The following is a 21,330-nucleotide window of genomic DNA, read 5'->3' on the forward strand; positions in this document are numbered from 1 at the left end:
TTCCACCCACCCCACCCCCCCCCCCCGCCGGGGGCGGGGGGGGGGGGGGGGCCCGGGCGCCCCCCCCCCCCCCCCGCGCCGTCACCACGTGTGCCGGTCAGGCCCCCGAGGTGCGTACCAGGGTCCGGATCTGGCGCAGCAGCACCGACAGGGCCGCGAGGTCCGCGCGGGAGTCGTCGAACTCCCCCATCGCCCGATACGCCCGGTGGATCGAGGTCGCGTTGGACTGCTCCCACTGCTGCACCCGCTCCCCCGGCGCCATGTTGCCGGGGGTGGAGCCGAGGACCTCGGCGGTGAGCGCGGCCAGGGCGGCGTACAGGTCGTAGCGCAGCGCCATCCGGGCCAGCGTCTGCCAGCGGTCCTCCCTCGGCAACAGGGAGATCTTCGACAGCAGCGAGTCGACCCGGAACCGGTCGGAGAGCATGAAGTAGACCGAGGCCACCTCGTCGACGTCGCGCCCGGTGCTCGCGGCGGTCTCCACCACGTCGAGCAGGCCGAAGCTGTACATCAGCCGGGTCGCCTGCTCGGCCAGGTCGCGGGGGACCCCCTTCGAGGTCATCGAGTCCATGTGGGCCGCGATGCCCTCCCGCTCGCTGCCGTAGAAGAGGTTCTCCAGGCCGGGCAGCAGCCGGGTCACCCCGTCGCGCAGCCGCGCGGTCTCCGCCGGCACGTCGATCGGCGAGCGGCGGTTGGTCACCAACCAGCGCACCGCCCGGTCCAGCAGCCGCCGGGTGTCCAGGTAGAGGGCGGTCTGCAGCTCGGGGTCGATCCGGTTGTCGAGCGCCTCGACCGCCGCCCAGAGCTCGCGCAGCCCGAAGACCTCACGGACCACCACGTACGCCCGGATCACGTCCGCCGCCGACGCCGCGGTCTCCTCCACCACGCGGAAGATGAACGAGATGCCGCCCCGGTTGACCGCCTCGTTGACCAGCACGGTCGTGACGATGTCCCGGCGCAGCCGGTGCTGGCCCATCCGTTCGGCGAACCGCTCCCGCATCGGCGTCGGGAAGTACTTGACCAGGACGTCGGTCACCCACTCCTCGTCCGCCAGCCCCTCGGTGAGGATCTCGCGCTCCAGGACGATCTTCACGTACGCCAGCAGCACCGCGAACTCCGGCGCGGTCAGCCCGAACTCGGTGCGGGTCGCCAGCTCCTCGTCCGACGGCAGCCCCTCCAGCGCCCGGTCCAGCGCCCCCGAGCGCTCCAGGTCGGTGATCATCCGCCGGTGCACCGGCAGCAGCGAGGCGGCCTGGGCCTGGGAGTTGTTGATCGCCCGAGCCTGGTCGTAGTTGTCCCGCAGCACCAGCTCGGCGACCTCGTCGGTCATCGCGGCCAGCAGCTCGTCGCGGTCGGGTCGGGTCAGCGCCCCGTCCGCCACCGCCGTGTTGAGCAGGATCTTGATGTTCACCTCGTGGTCGGAGCAGTCCACCCCGGCCGCGTTGTCGATGAAGTCGGTGTAGATCCGCCCGCCCGCGCGGGCGTACTCGATGCGGCCGGCCTGGGTGCAGCCCAGGTTGCCGCCCTCGCCGACCACCCGGCAGCGCAGCGCCTTGCCGTCCACCCGGATCGCGTCGTTGGACTTGTCGCCCACCTCGGCGTGGGTCTGGCTGGACGCCTTGATGTACGTGCCGATGCCGCCGTTCCAGAACAGGTCCACCGGCGCGGTCAGGATCGCCCGCATCAGCTCCTGCGGGGAGAGCTGGGTGACCTCGTCGCCCAGCCCGAGCACCGCCCGCACCTGCGGCGACACCGGCACCGACTTCGCCGTACGCGGGTGGATCCCGCCACCTTCAGAGATCAGCTTCGGGTCGTAGTCCTCCCACGACGAGCGCGGCAGGTCGAACAGCCGCCGCCGCTCGGCGTACGAGGTGGCGGCGTCCGGGTCCGGGTCGAGGAAGATGTGCCGGTGGTCGAACGCGGCCACCAGCCGGATGTGCTCGGAGAGCAGCATCCCGTTGCCGAAGACGTCGCCGGACATGTCGCCCACGCCGACCACGGTGAAGTCCTGCGTCTGGGTGTCGTGCCCCAGCTCCCGGAAGTGCCGCTTCACCGACTCCCAGGCGCCCCGGGCGGTGATGCCCATCTTCTTGTGGTCGTACCCCGCCGAGCCGCCGGAGGCGAACGCGTCGCCGAGCCAGAAGTCGTGCGCCTCGGAGATCTCGTTGGCGATGTCGGAGAACGTCGCGGTGCCCTTGTCCGCCGCCACCACCAGGTACGGGTCGTCCGGGTCGTGGCGCACCACGTCCTCCGGCGGCACGATCTTCCCGGCCACGATGTTGTCGGTGACGTCGAGCATCGCGCCGACGAACTCCTGGTAGCAGGCGACCGCCTCGTCCCGGTCCCCCGGCTTCTGCTTGAGCACGAAGCCGCCCTTCGCGCCCACCGGCACGATCACGGCGTTCTTCACCATCTGCGCCTTGACCAGCCCCAGCACCTCGGTGCGGAAGTCCTCCCGCCGGTCGGACCAGCGCAGCCCGCCCCGGGCCACCGGCCCGTACCGCAGGTGCACGCCCTCGAAACGGGGCGAGTAGACGAAGATCTCGAACTTCGGGCGGGGGGCCGGCAGCTCCGGGATGGCCTGCGGGTCCAGCTTGAACGCCACGTACGGCTTCGGCCGCCCGCCGATCGGCTTGGCGTAGAAGCTGGTGCGCAGGGTGGCCTGGATCAGCGTCAGGTACGACCGCAGGATGCGATCCTGGTCGAGGCTGGCCACGTCGTCCAGCGCCGCCTGGACGGCGGTCACCAGCTCGCCGCTGCGCTCCCGGCGCTGCTCGATCGTCGCCTCGCCGGGGGCGAAGCGCACCTCGAAGAGCTCCACCAGCAGCGCGGCGATCCTCGGGTACGCGATGAAGGTCTGCTCCATGTAGTCCTGCGAGAAGACCGCCCCGGTCTGGCGCAGGTACTTCGCGTACGCCCGCAGCACCACCACCTGCCGCCAGGTCAGCCCGCCGCGCAGCACCAGCTCGTTGAAGCCGTCGACCTCGGCTTCGCCCCGCCACGCCGCCGCGAAGGCGTTCTCCACGTGCGGGCGCACCTCGGCCAGCTCGTGGTGCCCCTCCGGCAGGCGCAACCCGAAGTCGTAGAGCCAGATCCGGCCGTCGACGCGGGCCACCTCATACGGGTGCTCGTCGACCACCCGCACGCCGAGGGAGTGCAGCACCGGCAGCACCGCCGAGAGCATCATCGGCTCGCCGTACCGGTAGACCTTGAACCGGACGTTCATCGACTCGTCGGCGTCGGCGTCGGCCTCCACGCTGCGCCCGCGCGGCGCGGACTGCTTGCGGAACAGGTGCATCTCCAGCTGGCCGGGCTCCTCCAGCAGCTCCAGCTTCGCCAGGTCCTTCATCGCCTCGTACGGGGTGTGCCCGTCCTTGTAGCCCTCGGGGAAGGCGTCGGCGTACCGGACGAAGAGGTGCTTGGCCTGCTCGTCGCCGAGCTTGCGCTCCAGCACCAGGCGATAGTCGTCGTCCCAGAGCCGGGTGGCGTCGGCCAGCTCCTCGGCCAGCAGGTCCGCGTCGATCTCACCCGGCGGGCGGGTCGGGTCGGTGCGGACGATGAAGTGCACCCGCGCCAGCATCGACTCGGTGACCCGGGTGGTGTAGTCGACCCCCACGCCGTTGAGCTCACGCAGCAGGATGTCCTGCATGCGCAGCCGGTTCTGGGTGGTGAAGCGGTCCCGGGGCAGATAGATCAGGCAGGAGATGAACCGCCCGTACCCGTCGCGGCGCAGGAAGACCCGCAACTGCCGGCGGCCGGCCATCCGCAGCACGCCGATCACCGCGTGGTACAGGTCCTCGGTCTTGATCTGGAACAGCTCGTCGCGCGGGTACGTCTCCAGTATCTGCAGCAGGTCCTTGCCGGAGTGGCTGCGCTGGCTCAACCCGGAGCGGTCCAGCACCTCGGCGACCTTGCGCCGGACCACCGGCAGCTCCCGCACGCTGGTCCGGTACGCCGCCGTGGAGAAGAGCCCCAGGAAGCGCCGCTCGCCGATCACCTCACCGGCCTCGTCGAAGATCTTGAAACCGATGTAGTCGAGGTACGCCGAGCGGTGCACGGTGGCCCGGGAGTTCGCCTTGGTGATGATCAGTAGGCGCTTCTCCATCACCTTCTCGTGCGCCTCGGAGGTCATCGACGACAGCGCCCGCGCCTCCGGGGAGTCCGAGCGCAGGATGCCCAGCCCGGTGCCGAGCACCGCCTCCAACGCCGGCCCCTCGGCCTCGGGGGCGTCGGTCAGGCGGTACTCCCGGTAGCCGAGGAAGGTGAAGTGGTCGTGCGCCAGCCAGCGCAGCAGCTCCACCGAGTCGGTGATGTCCTTCTCCGGCACCGGCGGCCGGCTCTGCGAGGTCCGCGCGGTGGCCAGCTCGTCGGCCAGGTCCAGGGCCCGCTGGCGCATCCTCGGCCAGTCCTCGACGGCCTCCCGCACGTCGGTGAGGACCCGTTGCAGCTCGCGGCGCAGCTTCTCCCGCTCACCCGCGTCGCGCACCGGGTCGATCTCGATACGCATCCAGCTCTCGACCAGGTCACCGGCGATCGCGTCGTCGGGCTCCACGTCCGCCGAGATCTCGGCCAGCCGGCCCAGCGGCTCGCGGCGCACCACCACCAGCGGGTGCACCAGCAGGTGCACGTCCAGGTGGTGGGCGTTGAGCAGGGACGTCACCGAGTCGACCAGGAACGGCATGTCGTCGGTGACGATCTCGACGACCGTGTGGTGCTGGTCGGCGTCCGGCTCGTGGATGCGCAGCTTCAGCTCACCCGGCACCCGCTGCTGGGCCAGCTCCCGGTGCGCGCGGGCGGCGGCGAGCATCTCCTCGGCGGTGAACCCGATCAGTTCCTCGTCCGGGGCGAACCGCCAGAAGCGCCCCACCAGCCGCGCCGCCTCATGGTCGTCACCGGCCAGCGCCACCGCCTGAGCGACCAGGCGCTCGGCGTTCGGCACCGGCTCGTCGAACTCGGCGTCCTCCAGATCGTCGGCCATCGCCTCCGGCGGCAGCCCGAGATCGTAGAGTGTGTCGACACTCGAACCGGTCATCCCGGTCGCGCCCGTGGCGAGTCGGCCGTAGCCGTCCCCGTCGGTCGCCGAGTCGAAACTGTCGTCCCCGCCGGTCTCAGCCTGCCGCGGGTCGGGTCCCGGTTTGATCGCCGGACGCCGGTCCATCGGTGCCACTCCCCTCGACCCACCACGTCGTGGGTCACTCTGCCGCCCAGCCTAGGCCCTGCCGGTTCGTGCGTTGATCGGCGGACGTCCGGATCGGGACTCTGCCCTTTCATCCGTTGCAGTTGTGCGATCAGTCAGCCGGGGGTGTACCCGGCCAGCCACGACATCACGCCTGCGTACGCACTCTTTACCCAGGTCCCGCCCAGGTCGCGGGCCCGGCGGGACAGTGGGCGGGGCGGGACCGTACTACCGTGGCGGCAGTCCCGCCAGCTCGGAAGGACGGCTCCATGCGTCTGTCGTACCCCCTCGGCACCCCCCGCCGGTCCACCTCGCCCACCGGCCGACCGCCGGCCCCCGCCGCCCACGCCCGCCGGCTGGGCGCGGCGCTCGCGGCCACCGCGCTCGCCGCCACCGGGCTGGTCGGCTGCTCGTCGGCCGAGGACGGCCCGGAGCGCACCGTGGACGCGTTCCTGTCCGGTTGGGGCAAGGGTGACCTGCAAGCGGTCGGTTTCGTCGACCCGGCCGGGCGGAAGGTGCCCGCCGCCGACGTGGCCCGGGAGATCCGGGAGCTCTCCGGGGAGCTGGCGCAGACCCCACCGGTGCTGCGCCGCACCGGGGCCCCGAAGGTCGACAAGAGCATCGCGACCGCCGACATCGAGGTGGACTGGACCCTCCCGCCGGACGGCACCCACTGGAGCTACGCCCGGCAGCTGCGGCTCAACCGGGCCGGCGAGCAGTGGCAGGTCATCTGGGAGCCGCAGGTGGTGCACGAGAAGCTCACCGCCGGCGATCGCCTGGCCGTGCGCCGGGAGAGCGCGCCCCGGGGCAGCGTGCTCGACGCCGCCGGAAAGCCGATCGTGGCCCCCCGCCCGGTGGTCCGGGTCGGGGTGCAACCCAACGGGGTCAGCGACGCCAAGGCGCTCACCCGCAAGCTCGACGCCGCGTTCCGGGCGATCCGACCGGCGATCACCCCGCCGGTTGACGTCTCCGACCTGCCCAAACGCCTCTCCGAGGCCACGCCGGGCGCATTCGTCGAGGTGGTGGTCCTGCGCGACGAGGCGTACCGGCAGATCCGCTCCCAAATCAACGACCTGCCCGGCACCAAGTTCCGCTCCGAGAAGCTCGACCTGGCCCCCACCCGCGAGTTCGCCCGCGCCCTGCTCGGCTCGGTCGACCAGGCCCAGGCCGACGACCTGGCCGCCCACCCCGATCTGTACCAGCGCGGCGACCTGGTCGGCCACGGCGGCCTCCAGGGCCGGTACGACGAGCGGCTGCGCGGCACCCCCGGCCTCACCGTGATCAGCGAGCGGCCGGGGCCGGACGGCGCCGCCGTGCCGACCGGCACGGAGCTGTTCCGGCAGGAACCGAAGGCCGGCACGGCGGTGAAGACCACCCTCGACGTGGCCGTGCAGAAGGCCGCCGACGCCGCGCTGCGCGGCGAGAAGCGCCGCGCCGCCGTGGTCGCGGTGCGGGTCACCGACGGCACGGTGCTGGCCACCGCCAACGGCCCCGGCGCCGCCGGGGAGAACCTGGCGCTGACCGCCCAGGTGCCGCCCGGCTCGACGTTCAAGATGGTCAGCGCCCTCGGCCTGCTGGACCGGGGCGCGGTCACCCTGGACGCCCCGGTCGCCTGCCCCAAGACGTTCAGCGTCGACGGGCGGTCGTTCAAGAACTCCGACAACTTCGTCCTCGGCACCGTGCCGTTCCGCACCGACTTCGCGAAGTCCTGCAACACCGCCTTCGCCGCGCTCGCCCCGAAGCTCGGCGCGGACGGCCTCGCCCAGGCCGGGCGGTCGCTCGGCCTGGAGGCCGAGTGGGACCTCGGCATGGACGTCTACACCGGCAAGGTCTCCGCCAACGGCTCCCCCGCCGAGCAGGCGGCCGCCTCGTTCGGGCAGGGCACCACCCTGGTCAGCCCGCTGGCCCTGGCCGCCGCCACCGCCGCCGTGGCCCGGGGCCGCTGGGAGCAGCCGCAACTGCTCATCGACCCCGCCCCGGAGAAGCCGGCCCCCGCCGGCCCGGAGCTCAAGCCGGAGTCGACGCGGGCGCTGAAGACGATGATGCGCGAGGTGGTCACCAAGGGCACCGGCAAGGCGCTCGCCGACGTCCCCGGCGGCCCGGTGCACGGCAAGACCGGCACCGCCGAATACGACGACGACCCCAAGCACACCCACGCCTGGTTCATCGGTTGGCAGGGCGACGTCGCGTTCGCGGTCTTCGTGGAGCAGGGCGGGTCGAGCACCAGCAGCGCGGTCCCCATCACGGAACGCTTCCTCCGCGCCCTGCCCTGACGCCCCGCCCTGCCCCGATGTGAGCGGTTCAGCGCGGGCCGGTTCAGCGCGGGCCGGTTCAGCGCGGGCCGGTTCAGCGCGGGCCGGTTCAGCGCGGGCCGGTTCAGCGCGGGCCCGCAAGGCATGTGTCGAGGTCGGGGACCTCGGTGGAGCGGGTCTGATTCGCACGGACCGGAGGGCTCGCCGAGCCAGCGGACCTTGAGCGCCGCCAACCGGGGTCGACGGCGGTTCCCGAAGCCGCCCGAGCGCGAAAACGGCGACCCGAGACCTGTCGGCCGCGCCGTTCAGCGGAGCTCTGGTAGATCTTGGAAGATTTCGGCCCCTGGAGGGGCCATCCGCTTCCAAGATCTACTCTCGGACGGCCCGCAACTCGTCGATCTTGCAGTTGTGGTGGGGGACAAAAGCGGTAGATAACTTTTTTCGGGCACCACAACTCCAAGATCGACGCGCGGGACGACCGAGGGTGGGGGATGCCCGGGGTGGGGGACGCCTGAGGGTGGGCGGGGTGTCGCCGGCATGACCGGTCCGGATCAGGCGGGCCGGCGCGGGAGGGCGTCAGGCGATCCCTGCGGTGGACTGCGACGGGCCGCCCGCGCCCGGTGCCAGGCTCTCGTCCGACGCCTGCGTCGGGACGCGGCGCAGCAGTCCCGGCCCGGCCGAGGCCGGCGGCCCGACGGCCTCCAGCGTCGTCTCCGGCTCCCCATCGCCGGGTCCTCCGAAGGCTCCCGAGCCCCCCTCGCCGGAACCCATCAGGACGCTTGACCCGATCGACTCGTCCACCCCGACGCCGAGAGCGGTGCCCTCGTCCGGGCCGACCGGAGCCGGCCCGACCGAATCCGCCGAGCCGCCGGATCCTGGTGACTCCACCGACCCGACCGAATCCACCGAACCGCCGGACCCTGGCGATCCGGCCGGACCCACCGACCCAGCCGAGTCCGCTGGCCTGACCGGAGCTGACCCGAAGACACCCGCCGACCCTGCCGGGGCCGTCGACGGCGTCGGGGAGGACTGGCCGACGGGGCGGCCCGTCGTGGGGCGGTGCGAGCCGGGGGCGGCCGGGAGCAGTCGGGGCGGGACGGCGCTCGGGGCGGTCACCGGGGACAACCCGGCGACGACCGTGTTGACGATCTCGGAGGCGTAAGCCCCGTCGTGGTCGTAGTCGGGGTCGAAGACGGTCAGCTCGACGCCGAGGCAGTGCGGGGTGTCCACCAGGCCGCCGAGGAGGATCTCCAGCTCGGCGAAGGCGATCCCGCCCGGGTCCGGGGCGTCCACCGCCGGCATCACCGCCGGGTCGAGCACGTCCACGTCGATGTGCACCCAGTATCCGGCGCAGTCGGCCAGCTCCTCGTGCGCCCACTGGGCGGTGCGGGCCGCCCCCTCGGCGCGCAGCAACGGCACCGGCCGGTTGGTGATCCCGGCGGCCTGCAGGTCGAGGCGGTACTCGTCCTGGGCGCGGATGCCGAGCACCACCACGTCGACGTCGCGGAAGTAGGGCCGGCGGCCCTCGATGGCGGCCAGGTCGGCCTGCCCGCGCCCGGTGACCAGGGCCAGGTCCTCCCCGGCCGCCGCCCCGACGTAGGAGGCGTTGCCGGGGTGCCGGAAGTCGGAGTGGCCGTCGACGAAGACCAGCCCGATCCGGCCGCCGACCGCCTCGCCGAGGCGGTGCATGGCCAGCGCCGAGCCGAGCAGGATCGAGCAGTCCCCGCCGAGCACCAGCGGGAACTCCCCCCGGTCGATGATCGCGCCGATCCGGTCGGCCAGCGCGGCCGAGTACGCGGCGATCTCGGGGGCGTGACAGACGCCGTCGCCGGGGCGCCAGTCGCCCGGGTCGTACCGGGGCGGGGTCAGGCAGCCGGCGTCGCGGGCCCGCAGCCGGGCCAGCAGGCCCTGGTCGCGCAGCGCGCCGGGGGCCTTGGCGCAGCCGGGGACGGCGGTGGGGGTGGGCGGGCGCAGCCCGAGGTTGGACGGCGCGTCGAGGACGGCGATCCGGCGCATATGGGCTCCCGTCCTCGTTGGGTCGGGCGGGCCGGCTTACGCCGGCCCGCGCTGGCGTGCGGCGAAACTCAGAACCGTGCGGTGGAACTCAGAACCGTGCGGTGGAACTCAGAACCGTGCGGTGGAACTCAGAACAGGGCGCTGGCCAGGGCCCGGCGGGCGGAGGCGACGGCGGGGTCGTCCGGGCCGGCGACGCTGAACAGGTCGACCAGGTGCCGGCGTACCTTCTCCCGGTCCTCCCCGGCGGTGCGGCGGACCAGGTCGACGAGGCGACGATAGGCCTGCTCGGCCATGCCGCTGAGCACCTCGACGTCGGCGGCGAGCAGTTGGGCCGCCACGTCGTCGGGGTTGGCCTCGGCGGCGGCGAGCGCCGCGCCCGGGTCGGTGCCGCCGACCCGGCGGGCGAGGCCGACCTGGGCGAGGCCGGCCTGGGCCGCGGCGTCCGCCGGCGACTCGGCGAGGATCTTCCGGTACGCCTGCTCGGCGGCGTCCAGGTCGCCGGTCATCAGGGCGTCGTCGGCCTCGTCGAGGCGCGGGTCCTCCGGCTCGGCCACGGCGACGCCCCCGGCCTTGAGCACGGCACCGATCCACTGGCGCAGCTGGGCCTCGGGGACCACCCCGGGGAAGGCGTCGACGGGCCGGCCGCCGACCACGGCGTAGACGGTGGGGATCGCCTGCACCTGGAACATCTGAGCGAGCCGGGGGTTCTGCTGCACGTCGACCCGGGCCAGCACCCACGCGCCGCCGCCCTCGGCGGCCAGCCGCTCCAGCACCGGCGCGAACTGGTCGCTCTCCGGGTAACCGGCGGCGCCGAAGAAGACGACCACGGGCGTGGTCATCGACTGTTCGAGCACCTCGGACTGGATGTTCGCCTCTGTCACGTCGACCACGGCGGCCGAGCCGCCGGGCAGACCGGAGGACGGACCGGCCTGGGCCGGTGTGGTGGAGGTGGGACGGGTGGAGGCCGGTGCCGTGCCGCGCAGTGCGCTGAGGTCGACCGCGCCGCGGGTGAAGATCGACGAGGTGATCCGTGGGTCGCTCATGGTTATCTAGTCTCGCACGACCGCCGCCCAACTCAGTTCAGCCGCGACGGCGACAACTGTGACTCTCACGGCTGCTCACCACCCCTGCCCGCACCCCTGCCCCGGCCGCCACCGCGCTCAGAACCGGGCCGGTTCGCGGTGCACTCCCCACTCGGCGCGCAGGGCGTCGCAGATCTCACCGAGGGTGGCCTCGGCGCGGGCGGCGTCCAGCATTGCCGGGATCATGTTCTCCCCGGTGCGGCTCGCCTCGACCATCCGGGCCAGCGCCGCGGTGACGGCGGCGTCGTCGCGGGCCGCCTTGCGTTCGGCCAGCGCCCGGCGCTGCTCCACCTCCACCTCGTGCGAGATGCGCAGGATCTCCAGCTCCTTGCTGACCGTGCCGGTGTGGCAGTTGACCCCGACGATCTTCTTGTCGCCCTTCTCCAGCGCCTGCTGGTAGACGAAGGCCGACTCGGCGATGTGCCCGGTGAACCAGCCGTCCTCGATGCCGCGCAGGATGCCCGAGGTCATCGGGCCGATCCGGTGCGGGCCCTCGCCGCCGAGCTGCCGGATCTGGGCGAAGATCGCCTCCGCCTCGGCCTCGATCCGGTCGGTGAGCGCCTCGACGTACCAGGAGCCGCCCAGCGGGTCGGCCACGTTGGTCACCCCGATCTCCTCCATCAGCACCTGCTGGGTGCGCAGGGCGATCTCGGCGGAGGAGTCCGTGGGCAGGGCGAGGGTCTCGTCGAGGGCGTTGGTGTGCAGCGAGTTGGTGCCGCCGAGCACCGCCGCGAGCGCCTCGACGGCGGTGCGTACGACGTTGTTGACCGGCTGCTGGGCGGTCAGCGACACCCCGGCGGTCTGGGTGTGGAACCGCAGCCAGAGGGCCTTCTCGCTGGTCGCGCCGTAGACGTCGCGCAGCCAGCGGGCCCAGATCCGGCGGGCGGCGCGGAACTTGGCGATCTCCTCGAAGAAGTCCAGGTGCGAGTCGAAGAAGAAGCTGAGCCCGGGGGCGAAGACGTTGACGTCCAGGCCCCGGCTCAGCCCCAGCTCGACGTAGCCGAAGCCGTCGGCGAGGGTGTACGCGAGCTCCTGCGCGGCGGTCGAGCCGGCCTCGCGGATGTGGTACCCGGAGACCGACAGCGGCTTGTACCGGGGGATCTCCCGGGCGCAGTGCTCCATCAGGTCGCCGATGAGGCGCAGGTGCGGCTCGGGGTCGAAGAGCCACTCCTTCTGCGCGATGTACTCCTTGAAGATGTCGGTTTGCAGGGTGCCGTCGAGTTTGGACAGGTCGGCGCCCTGCCGTTCGGCGGCGACGAGGTACATGCAGAACACCGGCACGGCCGGGCCGGAAATGGTCATCGAGGTGGTGACGCCGGCCAGGTCGATGCCGTCGAAGAGCGTCTCCATGTCGGCGGCGGTGTCGATGGCCACCCCGCAGTGCCCGACCTCGCCGAGCGCCTGCGGGTCGTCGGAGTCGCGGCCCATCAGCGTCGGCATGTCGAAGGCGACGGAGAGCCCGCCGCCGCCCGCGCCGAGGATCATCTTGTAGCGCTCGTTGGTCTGCTGGGCGTTGCCGAACCCGGCGAACTGCCGGATGGTCCAGGTCCGTCCCCGGTAGCCGGTCGGATACAACCCCCGGGTGTACGGGAACTCACCCGGCCAGCCGATCCGCTCGAAGCCCGGGTACGCCGTGCCCTCCGGCGGGCCGTAGACCGGGTCGACGGTGGTCCCGGAGAGCGTGGTGAAGTCGGCGTCCCGCTTGCGCGCGGCGTCGTAGCGGGCCTGCCAACGTGCCCGTCCGGCGGCGATCTCCTCGGCGTTCATGGGCGGGGCTCCTCCTCGAGTCCTCGTCAGAGGACCGAGTGTAGAGCCCGGAGCTGAACGATCACTAAGGAGACTCGTACCGATCGGTAACCGAGAAGGGTCAATTCGGCGGTAGGCCGAGGGCACGTAACGCGTCGGCGAGGAGGCCGGCGCGGGCCAGCAGCCGGCACCCGTCGGCGTCGGACAGGTGCACCCGGCAGCCGTACCGGCCCAGCTCGACGAGCACCGTGGCACCGGGAAAGCCGCCGGCCAGCCGGAGGATCAGGGGCACCGGGTCGGCCGGCAACGCGGTGGCGGGCGCCTGCGGGACGGCGATCGGCAGCTCGGCGGCGGCGGGCACGGCGGCGGTGACCGCGTTGTCCAGGTACTTCAAACAGAACGCGGTGGCCGCCTCGACGCAGGGGCGCAGCGGGGGCGTGAGCCGGTCGGCCGGGGTGCCGGGCGGCACCAGCTCGATCGACCACGAGTGGTCCGGCCGGAGCGTCGGGTCGTGGCCGGGCTCGTGCCGGTGGTCCTGGACGCTGACGGCGAGCGTCAACCCGAGCGCGGCGGCGAGCCGGGCCAGCGCCGCCAGCGACGGCACCTCGGGCGGGTCGGCGACGACGATCAGCCGGGCACCGGGCCGGCCGGCGCCGGCCGAGGCGACGTACCAGGCCACCGGGTCCAGGTGCGGCGGGGCGAGGCTCAGCCCCGCCACCAGCAGGACCGAGAGGGGATCGCCGCCGTCGGCCTCGATCAGCTCCGGCGGGCGTACGCCGAAGGTGTCGGCCTGGTCGGCGAGGCGGTAGCGGCCGGGGAGCCGGTACAGGCGCGGGCCCGACGCCGGGTCGACCCGGGTGGCGGGCTCCTCGCCGGGGCGGGGCTGCCAGAGTTCGTGCCGGGCCCGGGTGCGCAGGTCGGTGAGGGTGACCGTGACCGCCTGGTAGAGGCGGCGGCCGCCCCGGCAGGTGGTGCAGTCGAAGACCGACGGCGCGAAGCCGGCACCACAGCAGCGGGCGCACCCCGGATCGACCGGCGCACCGCCCAACGTGCACTCGCACCGGCTCAGCCGGCTGTCGGGCGCACAGTCGCCGCAGGCGGCGTACCCGATCGGGGGGCCCTGCCACGACGGGGCGGGTGGTTCGGCGGCGCGGCGCAGCGGCCTTTGGCGGCGGCGGGCGACCTGGCCGGTGTCGCGCTCGTGCAGCACGTCGACGCTGCGGCCGGGCAGCAGCCGGGTGTGCCACCAGCGGCCGTCGCGCCAGATCGCCTGCGCGGCCGGCGCGCGCCGCAGGCCGGCCCGCAGGCGGCGGGCGAGCCGGTCGAGGTCGGTCGCGGGCGGCGCGGGCCGTTCCCCGGGCCGGGGCACGACGGCGTACGCGGGCGCGGCCCGACCCCGCTCGCCGAGCCCGGTCAGCGCGTCGGCCACACTGGTCGTGGTGAGCGCGTTCGGCAGGTCGAGGGCCCAGCCCCGGCCCTCCTCCGGCACCCCGCCGCCGGGCACCTCGAAGCGCACGTGCCAGGTGACGTCGGTGCGGGACTGCCGGCGGGCCTCGATCACCAGGTCCAGGCAGAGCAGGTCGGCCAGCGCGCAGAATCGTTCGAGCTGCTCGGCTGGTGAGGCGGTCGGCGGCGCGTAGGAGCGTCCTAGGAAGAGTCGCCACGGCCGGTGGTACCGGCGGGCGATCGCCTGCGCCACCATGGCGTCGCGCTGCGGCGCGGGCAGGTCGGGGTGCCACGCCCGCTCCAGCGGCATGACGAGTTCCGCCTCCTCCCACGGCTGCCGGGGCGGATCGACCAGTCCGGCCACGCCGGCCGCCGCGGTCAGCTCGGCCAGCAGCGGCGTCAGCTCCAACCACCAGCCACCGTCCGGGCCCCGCGTCGGCGACACGCTCCCGGACACGACGTTGACCGAGGCCACCGCCCCGCTGTCGAGGTTGGCGACGGTCAGCACGAGCTGCGCCCGGCGTACGCCCTGCCGCCCGCAGTCGAAGCAGCCCTGCGCCACCGTGCCGAGCCCGTCGCAGAGCCGGCAGTCCCGGTACGCCTCCCCGACAACGTCGCCGGACTCGACCAGGAGCCGGTTGCCGCCGTCGGTGCAGTGGCACACCGTGAGCGTGAAGGTGAGACCGGAGCAGGTGGTGCAGGTGAGCAACGGCGGCCCGGTCACCGCTCCCCCGGTCGCTGCTCCCCCGGTCATCGGCGGCCCGTTCGTCGGCGGCTCGGTCACTGGAGCAGCCGCCGGGTGCAGGGGCCGTCATGCTCGGCCCGCAGCAGGCAGCGCCGGCCGCCGCCGAGCAGCCGGTCGCAGAAGACCCGATGACGTACGTTCTGGTCGTCCTCGGCCGAGACGGTGGTCTCGCCGAGATCGGCCTGGGTGAGCACGCCCGCCCACCGCGCGACCACCCGGGCCAGCCGGACGGCTCCGATCAGGTCACCGGCGACCACGGGCAGGTGGATGACGAAGCGCTCCCGGGCGGCGGCCATCAGCGGCACCGCCCCGCGTCGACCAGCCGCCGCGCCTGCTCGGACTGCCAGGTGCGCAGCGCGTCCCTGATCAGGGCCGTCTCCTGGCGGCTGTCGCCGAGCGCCCGGTAGACGGCGGCGAGGTCGTCGGCGACCCGGTCGAGAAAGTCGGCCACCTCCTGCGGGTCCAGCCCGCGCCGGCCGAACCGGGTCCACCCGAAGGAGCGGTCCCGCACCTGCCAGGGGCGCAGCAGGGCGAAGCGGGTGGAGCGGTAGGGGCCGGGTCGATTGGGGTGCCGGTCGTGGTGGTGCGGGCTTTGCTGGTGTCGGCCTTGTCGTTTGGGCCGGTTGAGTTGCCGGAGGTTCAGCCGCACGACTTCCTGCCTCTCTGTCGCAGGGGGTGTGGGTGGGAGGGGTGTTGGTGGAAGGGGTGGGTCCGCCCCGCCCGCCGCGCACGGGCGGACCCACCCCGCCCCACCGCCGCAGCTTCGATCAGCGGTACAGCAGCGGGGTCGTTCAGCGGGTACGTCCACGAAAGGGCAAACACCCTCCGTTCACCCTCGAACACACCTCGTCAACAGCGACCATAGCAAGGATCCAACATAGGGACAATGCATCATAGCCTTGATGCAAGCCGCCAACGGGGGCACAAAGGCTTGCCGCATGACCATCGATCCGCGCTCGCACACGCCGGTCTACGTCCAGCTCGCTGGGCTGCTGCGACAGCAGATCGAGTCGGGTGAGCTGGCACCCGGGTCGAACGTCGGCAGCGAGGCCCGACTGAGCCAGGAGCACGGCATCGGTCGCGATGCGGTCCGGATGGCAATCTCGCTGCTGCGATCAGAAGGGCTGGTCACCACCAGCCGCCCCTTCGGGACGCGGGTCCGGGAGACGCCGGAGCGCCGGAAGGTCGAGGTGCCGACAGGTGGGTCGGTCATCGCTCGGATGCCGACTGGTGAGGAGCGCCGGGCAATGCAGCTCGACGAGGGCGTACCGGTCCTGGAGGTCCGCGACCTCAAGGGCGATGTTCAGGTACTTCCGGGCGACGAGGTCGAGCTGACGCGTCCCGACGCCGGGTGAACTGCGCGCCAGACCAGGCCGCAGAATGCCGGGCGTCACGCGAAGCCGCCCCGGCCCGTCGGGCCGGGACGGGACGCCGGACAGCCACGCCGGGGCGTTGCCGAAAACTAGGAGACGTCGAAGAGCCGCAGGCCGTCGTACTCGGCGAAGTCGGCGTAATCCTTGCCGTTGAAGGTCGCCAGCGGTAGCCGATCCACCAGGCAGCAGGCCGCGATCCACGAATCGTTCGTCGGCCGGGGCCGCCCGCGATGCTGAGCCCGCGCCTGAAGGTGTCCCCAGAAGGGCAGCAGCACGACGTGCGACCGCCACTGGGCGAGGTCGGCCAGCTTGCGTGGCCCTCAACTCCGCAGCGCGGTCCACTTGGTCTTCCCCGTGCGTCACGAAGGTGATGCACAGGGGTCTTACCGGCCAACCGGGCACGAAGACGGTCAGGCAGTCGCCCTCGGAGGATCGCCGACGCTACATCAGTGTCCAAGACGACGAGGCCCACGCGGCACCAGCCCGCCGGGAGGCGTACAGGTCGGCGAGGAAATCGTCCAGCTCGTCATCCGACTCAAAGAGGTCGGGCCGGGCCAGGTCGTCAACGGAGGCGACCGGACGGACGCCCTGACGACGGGCCAGATCCACCGCCGACACGTGCTCAGCGGCCGGCCACTCGGGCATCTCCTCCGCGTTGCTTGACGTCACGGCTCACCTCCTGCGTCTCGGATCGTCGTCTATTCTCGCGCCCCTGACGTCGAGACGGGCGCAGGTCACGCCGACTGTCGGGCACTTCGCCCTGCCGTGCCGAGTGCGTGCAATTGTCTTGATCGGCCGGGCAGGCGACCGACCCGGTGGGCCAGGCCGTCCTGGAAAACCTCCGCGCGCCCCGGGCCGCGATAAGCACGCCATCCGCCGAAATGCTGGTTGAGTCAGCGCCTTCGCAGCCGTTAGATTGGCTGCTTCGAGACTTTCATCGGTAGGGAGCTACGCCGCCGTGTCGCAGATTGACAAGATCGCCGGTGAACTGCGTGGGCTGATGGCGGGGGCGGAGAGGTCGCGCGGCCTGGCCGCAGCTGTCGATAACAAGGCGCAGGAGGTGATGATCCGGGCCGGATCGTCCGGCTTCACGGCCGTGGCCGCCGGTATGGTCCGGGTGCGCGCGGCAGTATCTACCATCCAGGGTGGTCTGGGCGGCGTGGCCGAGGCAGTCAGCGAGGCCGCTGCGGCAACCGCGGCCGTGCCTCAAAAAGGCAGTCCGCAGGAGACCATCAGCGGATTGTTGCCGGTAAAAAGTTCGATAGTCCGCGCACGGGATGCCGCCACCGGCGCTATCGCCCAGATCGGCGAGGCCAAGCAGCTCGTCGCGATGGTGCTACAGGGCGGCCAGCCAGGGCCGATGCTGCAAGCACTGGACGGCGTCAGGGAAGTCGTGGTGCTGATGGTGCAGCGCACCGGCACCGCCGGCGAACTGGTCGATGCGGCCATCGCGGAGGCGGGACAGCTGGGGTCGTCGGGAAACTGACCGGGGCTGGCGGTCCCCCACCGGCCAGCCCTTCCGCAACCCCCAATGACCATACGACCCGCGACGGCGCTGAAGTGAGCGGCCCCGATTCCGGCAACCCTGATCTAGGGTTGCTCTGGGCGAGGCCCCCTACCGGAACCCCCGGCGGATCGCCAACCGGGCCACGCACGAAGATCGCACCGGACCAGGACAATACAGTCCGCAGGTCACTGGTTCTCGAAAACGAGTGCGCTGCCTCGCTTGCAGACAAGGGCTATCAGGTGCACCAGAACCCGACGAGCAAGGAAATTGCGGACGCGCGACTCCGCACCGGCGACACCGGCAAGCCAAACAAGACGCCAGACTACGTGCTTGAAGGACACGTCTTCGATTGCTATTCTCCAACTCCGGAAAAGGGCGTCCGAGGAGCATGGACTGCGGTCTCCGAAAAAGTGAGCAAGGGACAGACCCAGCGGGTAGTGATGAACCTTCAGGACTGGCGTGGTGACCTCATCGACCTGCGTAAGCAGTTCGACGACTGGCCTATCACCGGACTGAAGGAACTGACAGCGTTAACCCCGAGCGGTGCGATCGTTCAAATCGTGCCAAGGCATTAGGGAGAATACGAGATGGGCATTTCCTATCGACTGACGCTAGCGGGAAACATTCCCCTGGAACGGGTGGCAGAGATCGCCGCTCCGGACGCCACCGATCTACCCGACACGCCGGCCGGAAACCGCGTCCTTTGCTCCGATCTCTACGAGGAGCGTGGATACCTGGTCAGCATTCTCGCCGGCCGGAACGGCTACTATGACGCCGAAGGCGATGATGACACCCAGTGGGAATGGGAGCCGCCGGAATATGTCAATATCCATTTTGACATGGCCAAGAATGACGCTACCGAAAAGGACGTGCCGAACATGGTCGCCACAGTGGCCCGGGTGCTGGCTAACCGTACCGAGGATGCGGCACTGGTGCTGAACAGCAATTGGCTTCTGCTCACCCGCATGAACGGGGAACTGCGCAAGCACAGGCCGCAGTGGTGGGCCAACTACGGTGTGGACGACCTCATCCCCTGGTAAGCCCGTAGCGCCGAGCTTCCGGCGGCTACACCCGGCGCACGGGGCCGCCCTCCAGTACAGGCGTACGGTCAGCGGCGGGCCAGCCAGACCGTTCGCTCGGTGCGTACGCTGAGGTCGTCGCGGTCGGCCAGGCCCGCGACGATCGTGTCCAGGGCGGCGAGGTCGGGCGCCGACAGCCGCTCCTCCAGACCGTGCCGCATCCGGGCCAGCGAGAGCTGGGCATAGCGCGTGGCGACGGCGGGCAGCGGCGGGCGCAGGTCGATGTCGAAGTGCCGCTCGGTCACCGACGTGAATCCGGCCTGGCTCGCCCGGTCGCCCCAGTTCTCGTGCATGTGCAGGCCTGCCTCGTGTCGGCGTTTCGCCGCTTCGGCGTGGCCGCGCAGCTCCACGTCCTCGCCCTCGGTGCCGGTGAGGAAGCGCGGGAACGACTCCAGCTCGGCGATCACGAGCAGCCCGCCCGGCCGCAGCGCGCCGTACGCCGACGCGAGCGCCGTCGCGGGGTCGGCCAGGTGGTGCATCGAGGCGGCGGCCCAGATCACGTCGGTCGGCCCGAGGTCGGGCCAGGGCTGGTCGAGGTCGGCCTCGACCGTGCGGATCCGGTCGCCCAGCCCGGCGGCGTCGGCCCGGCCGCGCAGGTGGGCCAGCATCTCCGGGGACATGTCGACGGCGGTGACCGTGGCGCCGGGCAGTTGCCGGGCCAGCGCCAGGGAGGCGGTGCCGCTGCCGGCACCGAGGTCGACGATGCGGGGCCGGTCGGGGGCCTCGCGGCCGACCCAGGCGACCAGGTCGCGGAAGTAGTCGTCGAGGACCTCGGCGTCCAGGTCGAGCAGCTCGATCATGTGGTCGTGTGCCATACGGCGACAGTAGCCAACCCTTGCCTGTACGGCATAGCCTCTTGCTCATGAAGCAAGACGAGGATCTGGAGGCGCTGGTCCGGCAGCGGATTCGCGGCCTTCGCGTGGCACGCGGCTGGTCGTTGGACGAGTTGGCCGGCCGCTGCCTGATCAGCCCGTCCACGCTCAGCCGCATCGAGACCGGTCACCGACGCATCGCCCTGGACCAGATCACCACGATCGCCCGGGTGCTGGGCACCACGCTCGACCGGCTGGTCGCCTCCGACGCCGACGACGACGTGGTGATCCGCCCGCACTGCAACGCCGAACGCGGCATCACCACGTGGTTGCTGTCGCGGGACAGCAACCAGACCGTCAGCAAGATGCGGGTCACCCGGGCCTGCCCGGCCGAGTTGCGGGTGCATCCGGGGCGCGACTGGTTCACCGTGCTCTCCGGCACGATCGAGCTGCGCCTCGGCGAGCGCACGATCCTCGTCGGCACCAACGAGGCGGCCGAGTTCTCCACCCTGGTCCCGCACGCGTTCGGCGCGCACGGCGGCCCGGCCGAGATCCTCTGCATCCTCGACCACGAGGGCGAACGCAGCCACCTGGGCCCGGAGCACTGACCAGGGGCCAGTAACGCAGGCCCACTTCGGCAGTCGACCTGATTGGCCGGTGGGATCTGCGCATCTTCGTGTCGACGTCACTCGAGAAGACCGTGGAACGTGCTGTTATCCGAAAGCGCCGGGTGTCACCTCGGGCGGAATTCGAACGGCATACCCGAAAGTTTTTTACTCGGTTTCGTCGGCAAGGGTGAGAAGATTTTCGCGTACTCTTCCCAGCAGTTCAACCAAGCCGGCTCGTTGGGTGTCAGCCATTCCGGCCGTTGCGGTTTCAGCGAGCGTACGCCAAGCCGTTTCGATCTCCGGGAGGACAGCCAGGCCCTTCTCGGTCAACTGGATACGGGTGGCTCGCCGATCACCCGGCACAGACTCCCTGACGAACCAGCCGCCTTGATCGAGCCGGCTGAGGCTGCGCGTCACCGTAGGCTGTTCCACGCCAAGCCGAGCGGCGATCTCAGAGATCGTCATGCCTTGGGGTTCCTGACCAAGCATCCACAGCAGGACGTCCTGCCCCGGGTGCAGGGCAAGCCCGCTCAGCGCGTCTGCCTGCGCACTCCGGTACAGCTTGGCCACCTTGACCAGGGCCTTGTTGGTGGCCAGGACATCCACGAGTTCCACCTGAACAGTGTACGAGTTGACGAACCGCCACCACGTGATCCATAGTCGGCTAACCTATAGCCGACTATGGAGGTAGTGATGGAGACTGGTTTGTCGGACAAGGTCGCCCTTGTCACCGGCGCTTCCGGAGCCATCGGCAAAGCCACGGCCTTGCACCTAGCAGCCGAGGGTGCCTCCGTCGCAGTGTCCTGGCACAGCAACCACGACGGTGCCAAGGATGTCGTCGAGGCCATAACGCGAGCAGGCGGCCAAGCCTGCGCCGTCCAACTGGATCACGGCGACCCGACCACCGTGCAGGGCGTCCTCGACGAGGTCACCGAACGTCTCGGGCCGGTCTCCGTCCTGGTCGCCAACGCCGTGCAGTGCCCCTCCTTCGACGCCGATGAGATCGACGGCCTCTCCACCTCGCTGGCCGTCAACACCGTCGGCCCGGCAGCTTTGATCGATGCGGCCCTGCCGGCGATGCGCGCCGCCGGCTGGGGACGAATCGTCGTCGTGTCGACCGACATCGTCGAGCAACCCATGGCGGGGCCAATCGCCTACGCCACGGCGAAAGGCGCACTCGAGACCGCCGCACGGGTGCTCGCCGTCCGGGAAGCCTGCCACGGCATTCTGACGAACATCGTGCGACCCGGCTTCACCCTCACCGAGAAAGCCTTGAATGCCCCGTTCCTGGGACCAGAGGCGATCGCAGCGGAATCAAGAAAGACCCCCACCGGCCGCATCTGCACGCCCCAGGACGTCGCCACCGCCATCACCTATCTGGCCTCGGCAGCAAACGGCCACGTAAACGGGCAGACGCTGTCACTGGCGGGTGGCCGCGAACTTGTCAGATGAACCGTAGGCCAGGACCCCTGCGAAGTCGTGGGGGTCCTT

The 21,330-nt window shown here is 71.5% G+C and carries 16 protein-coding genes and 1 pseudogene; 7 read left to right on the plus strand and 10 right to left on the minus strand.

Annotation, left to right across the window (positions count from 1 at the left end):
• Window positions 1–97: 97 nt before the first annotated feature.
• Window positions 98–5,155 carry an NAD-glutamate dehydrogenase gene (locus ACLQ2V_RS19290; protein ID WP_425719900.1) on the minus strand — a complete coding sequence of 1,686 codons (5,058 nt, stop codon included), beginning with the start codon at window positions 5,153–5,155 and terminating at the stop codon, window positions 98–100.
• Between the two features lie 287 nt (window positions 5,156–5,442).
• Between ACLQ2V_RS19290 and ACLQ2V_RS19295 the strand changes: the two genes are divergently transcribed.
• Window positions 5,443–7,446: a penicillin-binding transpeptidase domain-containing protein gene (locus ACLQ2V_RS19295; RefSeq protein WP_425719901.1), complete on the plus strand. Its 2,004-nt coding sequence runs from the start codon at window positions 5,443–5,445 to the stop codon at window positions 7,444–7,446.
• An 864-nt stretch (window positions 7,447–8,310) separates the two neighbouring features.
• Here ACLQ2V_RS19295 and ACLQ2V_RS19300 read toward each other — a convergent pair.
• The 6 genes and pseudogenes from ACLQ2V_RS19300 to ACLQ2V_RS19325 all read right to left on the minus strand — a co-directional run.
• Window positions 8,311–9,441: pseudogene (locus ACLQ2V_RS19300) on the minus strand (arginase family protein); the annotation flags it as partial.
• Between the two features lie 128 nt (window positions 9,442–9,569).
• Window positions 9,570–10,484, minus strand: a complete 915-nt coding sequence (locus tag ACLQ2V_RS19305; protein ID WP_425719902.1) for a tetratricopeptide repeat protein — start codon at window positions 10,482–10,484, stop codon at window positions 9,570–9,572.
• 117 nt (window positions 10,485–10,601) lie between these two features.
• Entirely contained in the window at window positions 10,602–12,290 is a 1,689-nt protein-coding gene (locus ACLQ2V_RS19310; RefSeq protein ID WP_425719903.1) for an acyl-CoA mutase large subunit family protein, read from the minus strand.
• Between the two features lie 100 nt (window positions 12,291–12,390).
• A complete protein-coding gene (locus ACLQ2V_RS19315; protein WP_425719904.1) occupies window positions 12,391–14,469 on the minus strand; it encodes a hypothetical protein in 2,079 nt (692 codons plus the stop codon).
• A 26-nt stretch (window positions 14,470–14,495) separates the two neighbouring features.
• Window positions 14,496–14,756 carry a hypothetical protein gene (locus tag ACLQ2V_RS19320; RefSeq protein ID WP_425719905.1) on the minus strand — a complete coding sequence of 87 codons (261 nt, stop codon included), beginning with the start codon at window positions 14,754–14,756 and terminating at the stop codon, window positions 14,496–14,498.
• Window positions 14,756–15,109 (minus strand): DivIVA domain-containing protein, encoded by a 354-nt coding sequence (locus ACLQ2V_RS19325; RefSeq protein ID WP_425719906.1) that lies wholly within the window; start codon window positions 15,107–15,109, stop codon window positions 14,756–14,758. Before ACLQ2V_RS19325 ends, ACLQ2V_RS19320 begins: the two co-directional genes overlap by 1 nt.
• Window positions 15,110–15,398: 289 nt before the next feature.
• Here ACLQ2V_RS19325 and ACLQ2V_RS19330 point away from each other — a divergent pair, with 289 nt between their 5' ends.
• Window positions 15,399–15,815, plus strand: coding sequence for a GntR family transcriptional regulator (locus tag ACLQ2V_RS19330; RefSeq protein ID WP_425719907.1), 417 nt, complete (start codon window positions 15,399–15,401; stop codon window positions 15,813–15,815).
• A gap of 459 nt (window positions 15,816–16,274) precedes the next feature.
• On the opposite strand, the gene ACLQ2V_RS19335 is transcribed toward ACLQ2V_RS19330, so the two are convergent.
• Window positions 16,275–16,502, minus strand: a complete 228-nt coding sequence (locus ACLQ2V_RS19335) for a hypothetical protein (protein ID WP_425719908.1) — start codon at window positions 16,500–16,502, stop codon at window positions 16,275–16,277.
• Between the two features lie 289 nt (window positions 16,503–16,791).
• Here ACLQ2V_RS19335 and ACLQ2V_RS19340 point away from each other — a divergent pair, with 289 nt between their 5' ends.
• The 3 genes from ACLQ2V_RS19340 to ACLQ2V_RS19350 all read left to right on the plus strand — a co-directional run bounded on the left by ACLQ2V_RS19340 (window position 16,792) and on the right by ACLQ2V_RS19350 (window position 18,380).
• Entirely contained in the window at window positions 16,792–17,319 is a 528-nt protein-coding gene (locus ACLQ2V_RS19340; RefSeq protein ID WP_425719909.1) for a DUF6244 family protein, read from the plus strand.
• A gap of 173 nt (window positions 17,320–17,492) precedes the next feature.
• Window positions 17,493–17,915 (plus strand): hypothetical protein, encoded by a 423-nt coding sequence (locus ACLQ2V_RS19345; protein WP_425719944.1) that lies wholly within the window; start codon window positions 17,493–17,495, stop codon window positions 17,913–17,915.
• Window positions 17,916–17,927: 12 nt separating this feature from the next.
• Entirely contained in the window at window positions 17,928–18,380 is a 453-nt protein-coding gene (locus ACLQ2V_RS19350; protein ID WP_425719910.1) for a SitI3 family protein, read from the plus strand.
• Window positions 18,381–18,448: 68 nt separating this feature from the next.
• Here ACLQ2V_RS19350 and ACLQ2V_RS19355 read toward each other — a convergent pair whose 3' ends face one another.
• The gene (locus ACLQ2V_RS19355) at window positions 18,449–19,234 is read right to left on the minus strand and encodes a class I SAM-dependent methyltransferase (protein ID WP_425719911.1); all 786 of its coding nucleotides are present in this window, start codon (window positions 19,232–19,234) and stop codon (window positions 18,449–18,451) included.
• Between the two features lie 47 nt (window positions 19,235–19,281).
• Between ACLQ2V_RS19355 and ACLQ2V_RS19360 the strand changes: the two genes are divergently transcribed.
• On the plus strand, window positions 19,282–19,839 hold the full coding sequence (locus ACLQ2V_RS19360; RefSeq protein WP_425719912.1) for a helix-turn-helix domain-containing protein: 558 nt from the start codon (window positions 19,282–19,284) through the stop codon (window positions 19,837–19,839).
• 165 nt (window positions 19,840–20,004) lie between these two features.
• Here the strand turns inward: ACLQ2V_RS19360 and ACLQ2V_RS19365 are convergent, their stop codons facing one another.
• Window positions 20,005–20,454, minus strand: coding sequence for a MarR family winged helix-turn-helix transcriptional regulator (locus ACLQ2V_RS19365; RefSeq protein ID WP_425719913.1), 450 nt, complete (start codon window positions 20,452–20,454; stop codon window positions 20,005–20,007).
• A 66-nt stretch (window positions 20,455–20,520) separates the two neighbouring features.
• Here ACLQ2V_RS19365 and ACLQ2V_RS19370 point away from each other — a divergent pair, with 66 nt between their 5' ends.
• Window positions 20,521–21,291 (plus strand): SDR family NAD(P)-dependent oxidoreductase, encoded by a 771-nt coding sequence (locus ACLQ2V_RS19370; RefSeq protein WP_425719914.1) that lies wholly within the window; start codon window positions 20,521–20,523, stop codon window positions 21,289–21,291.
• Window positions 21,292–21,330: the final 39 nt, after the last annotated feature.

The organism is Micromonospora sp. DT233, from assembly GCF_049841815.1.
GTDB lineage: Bacteria > Actinomycetota > Actinomycetes > Mycobacteriales > Micromonosporaceae > Micromonospora.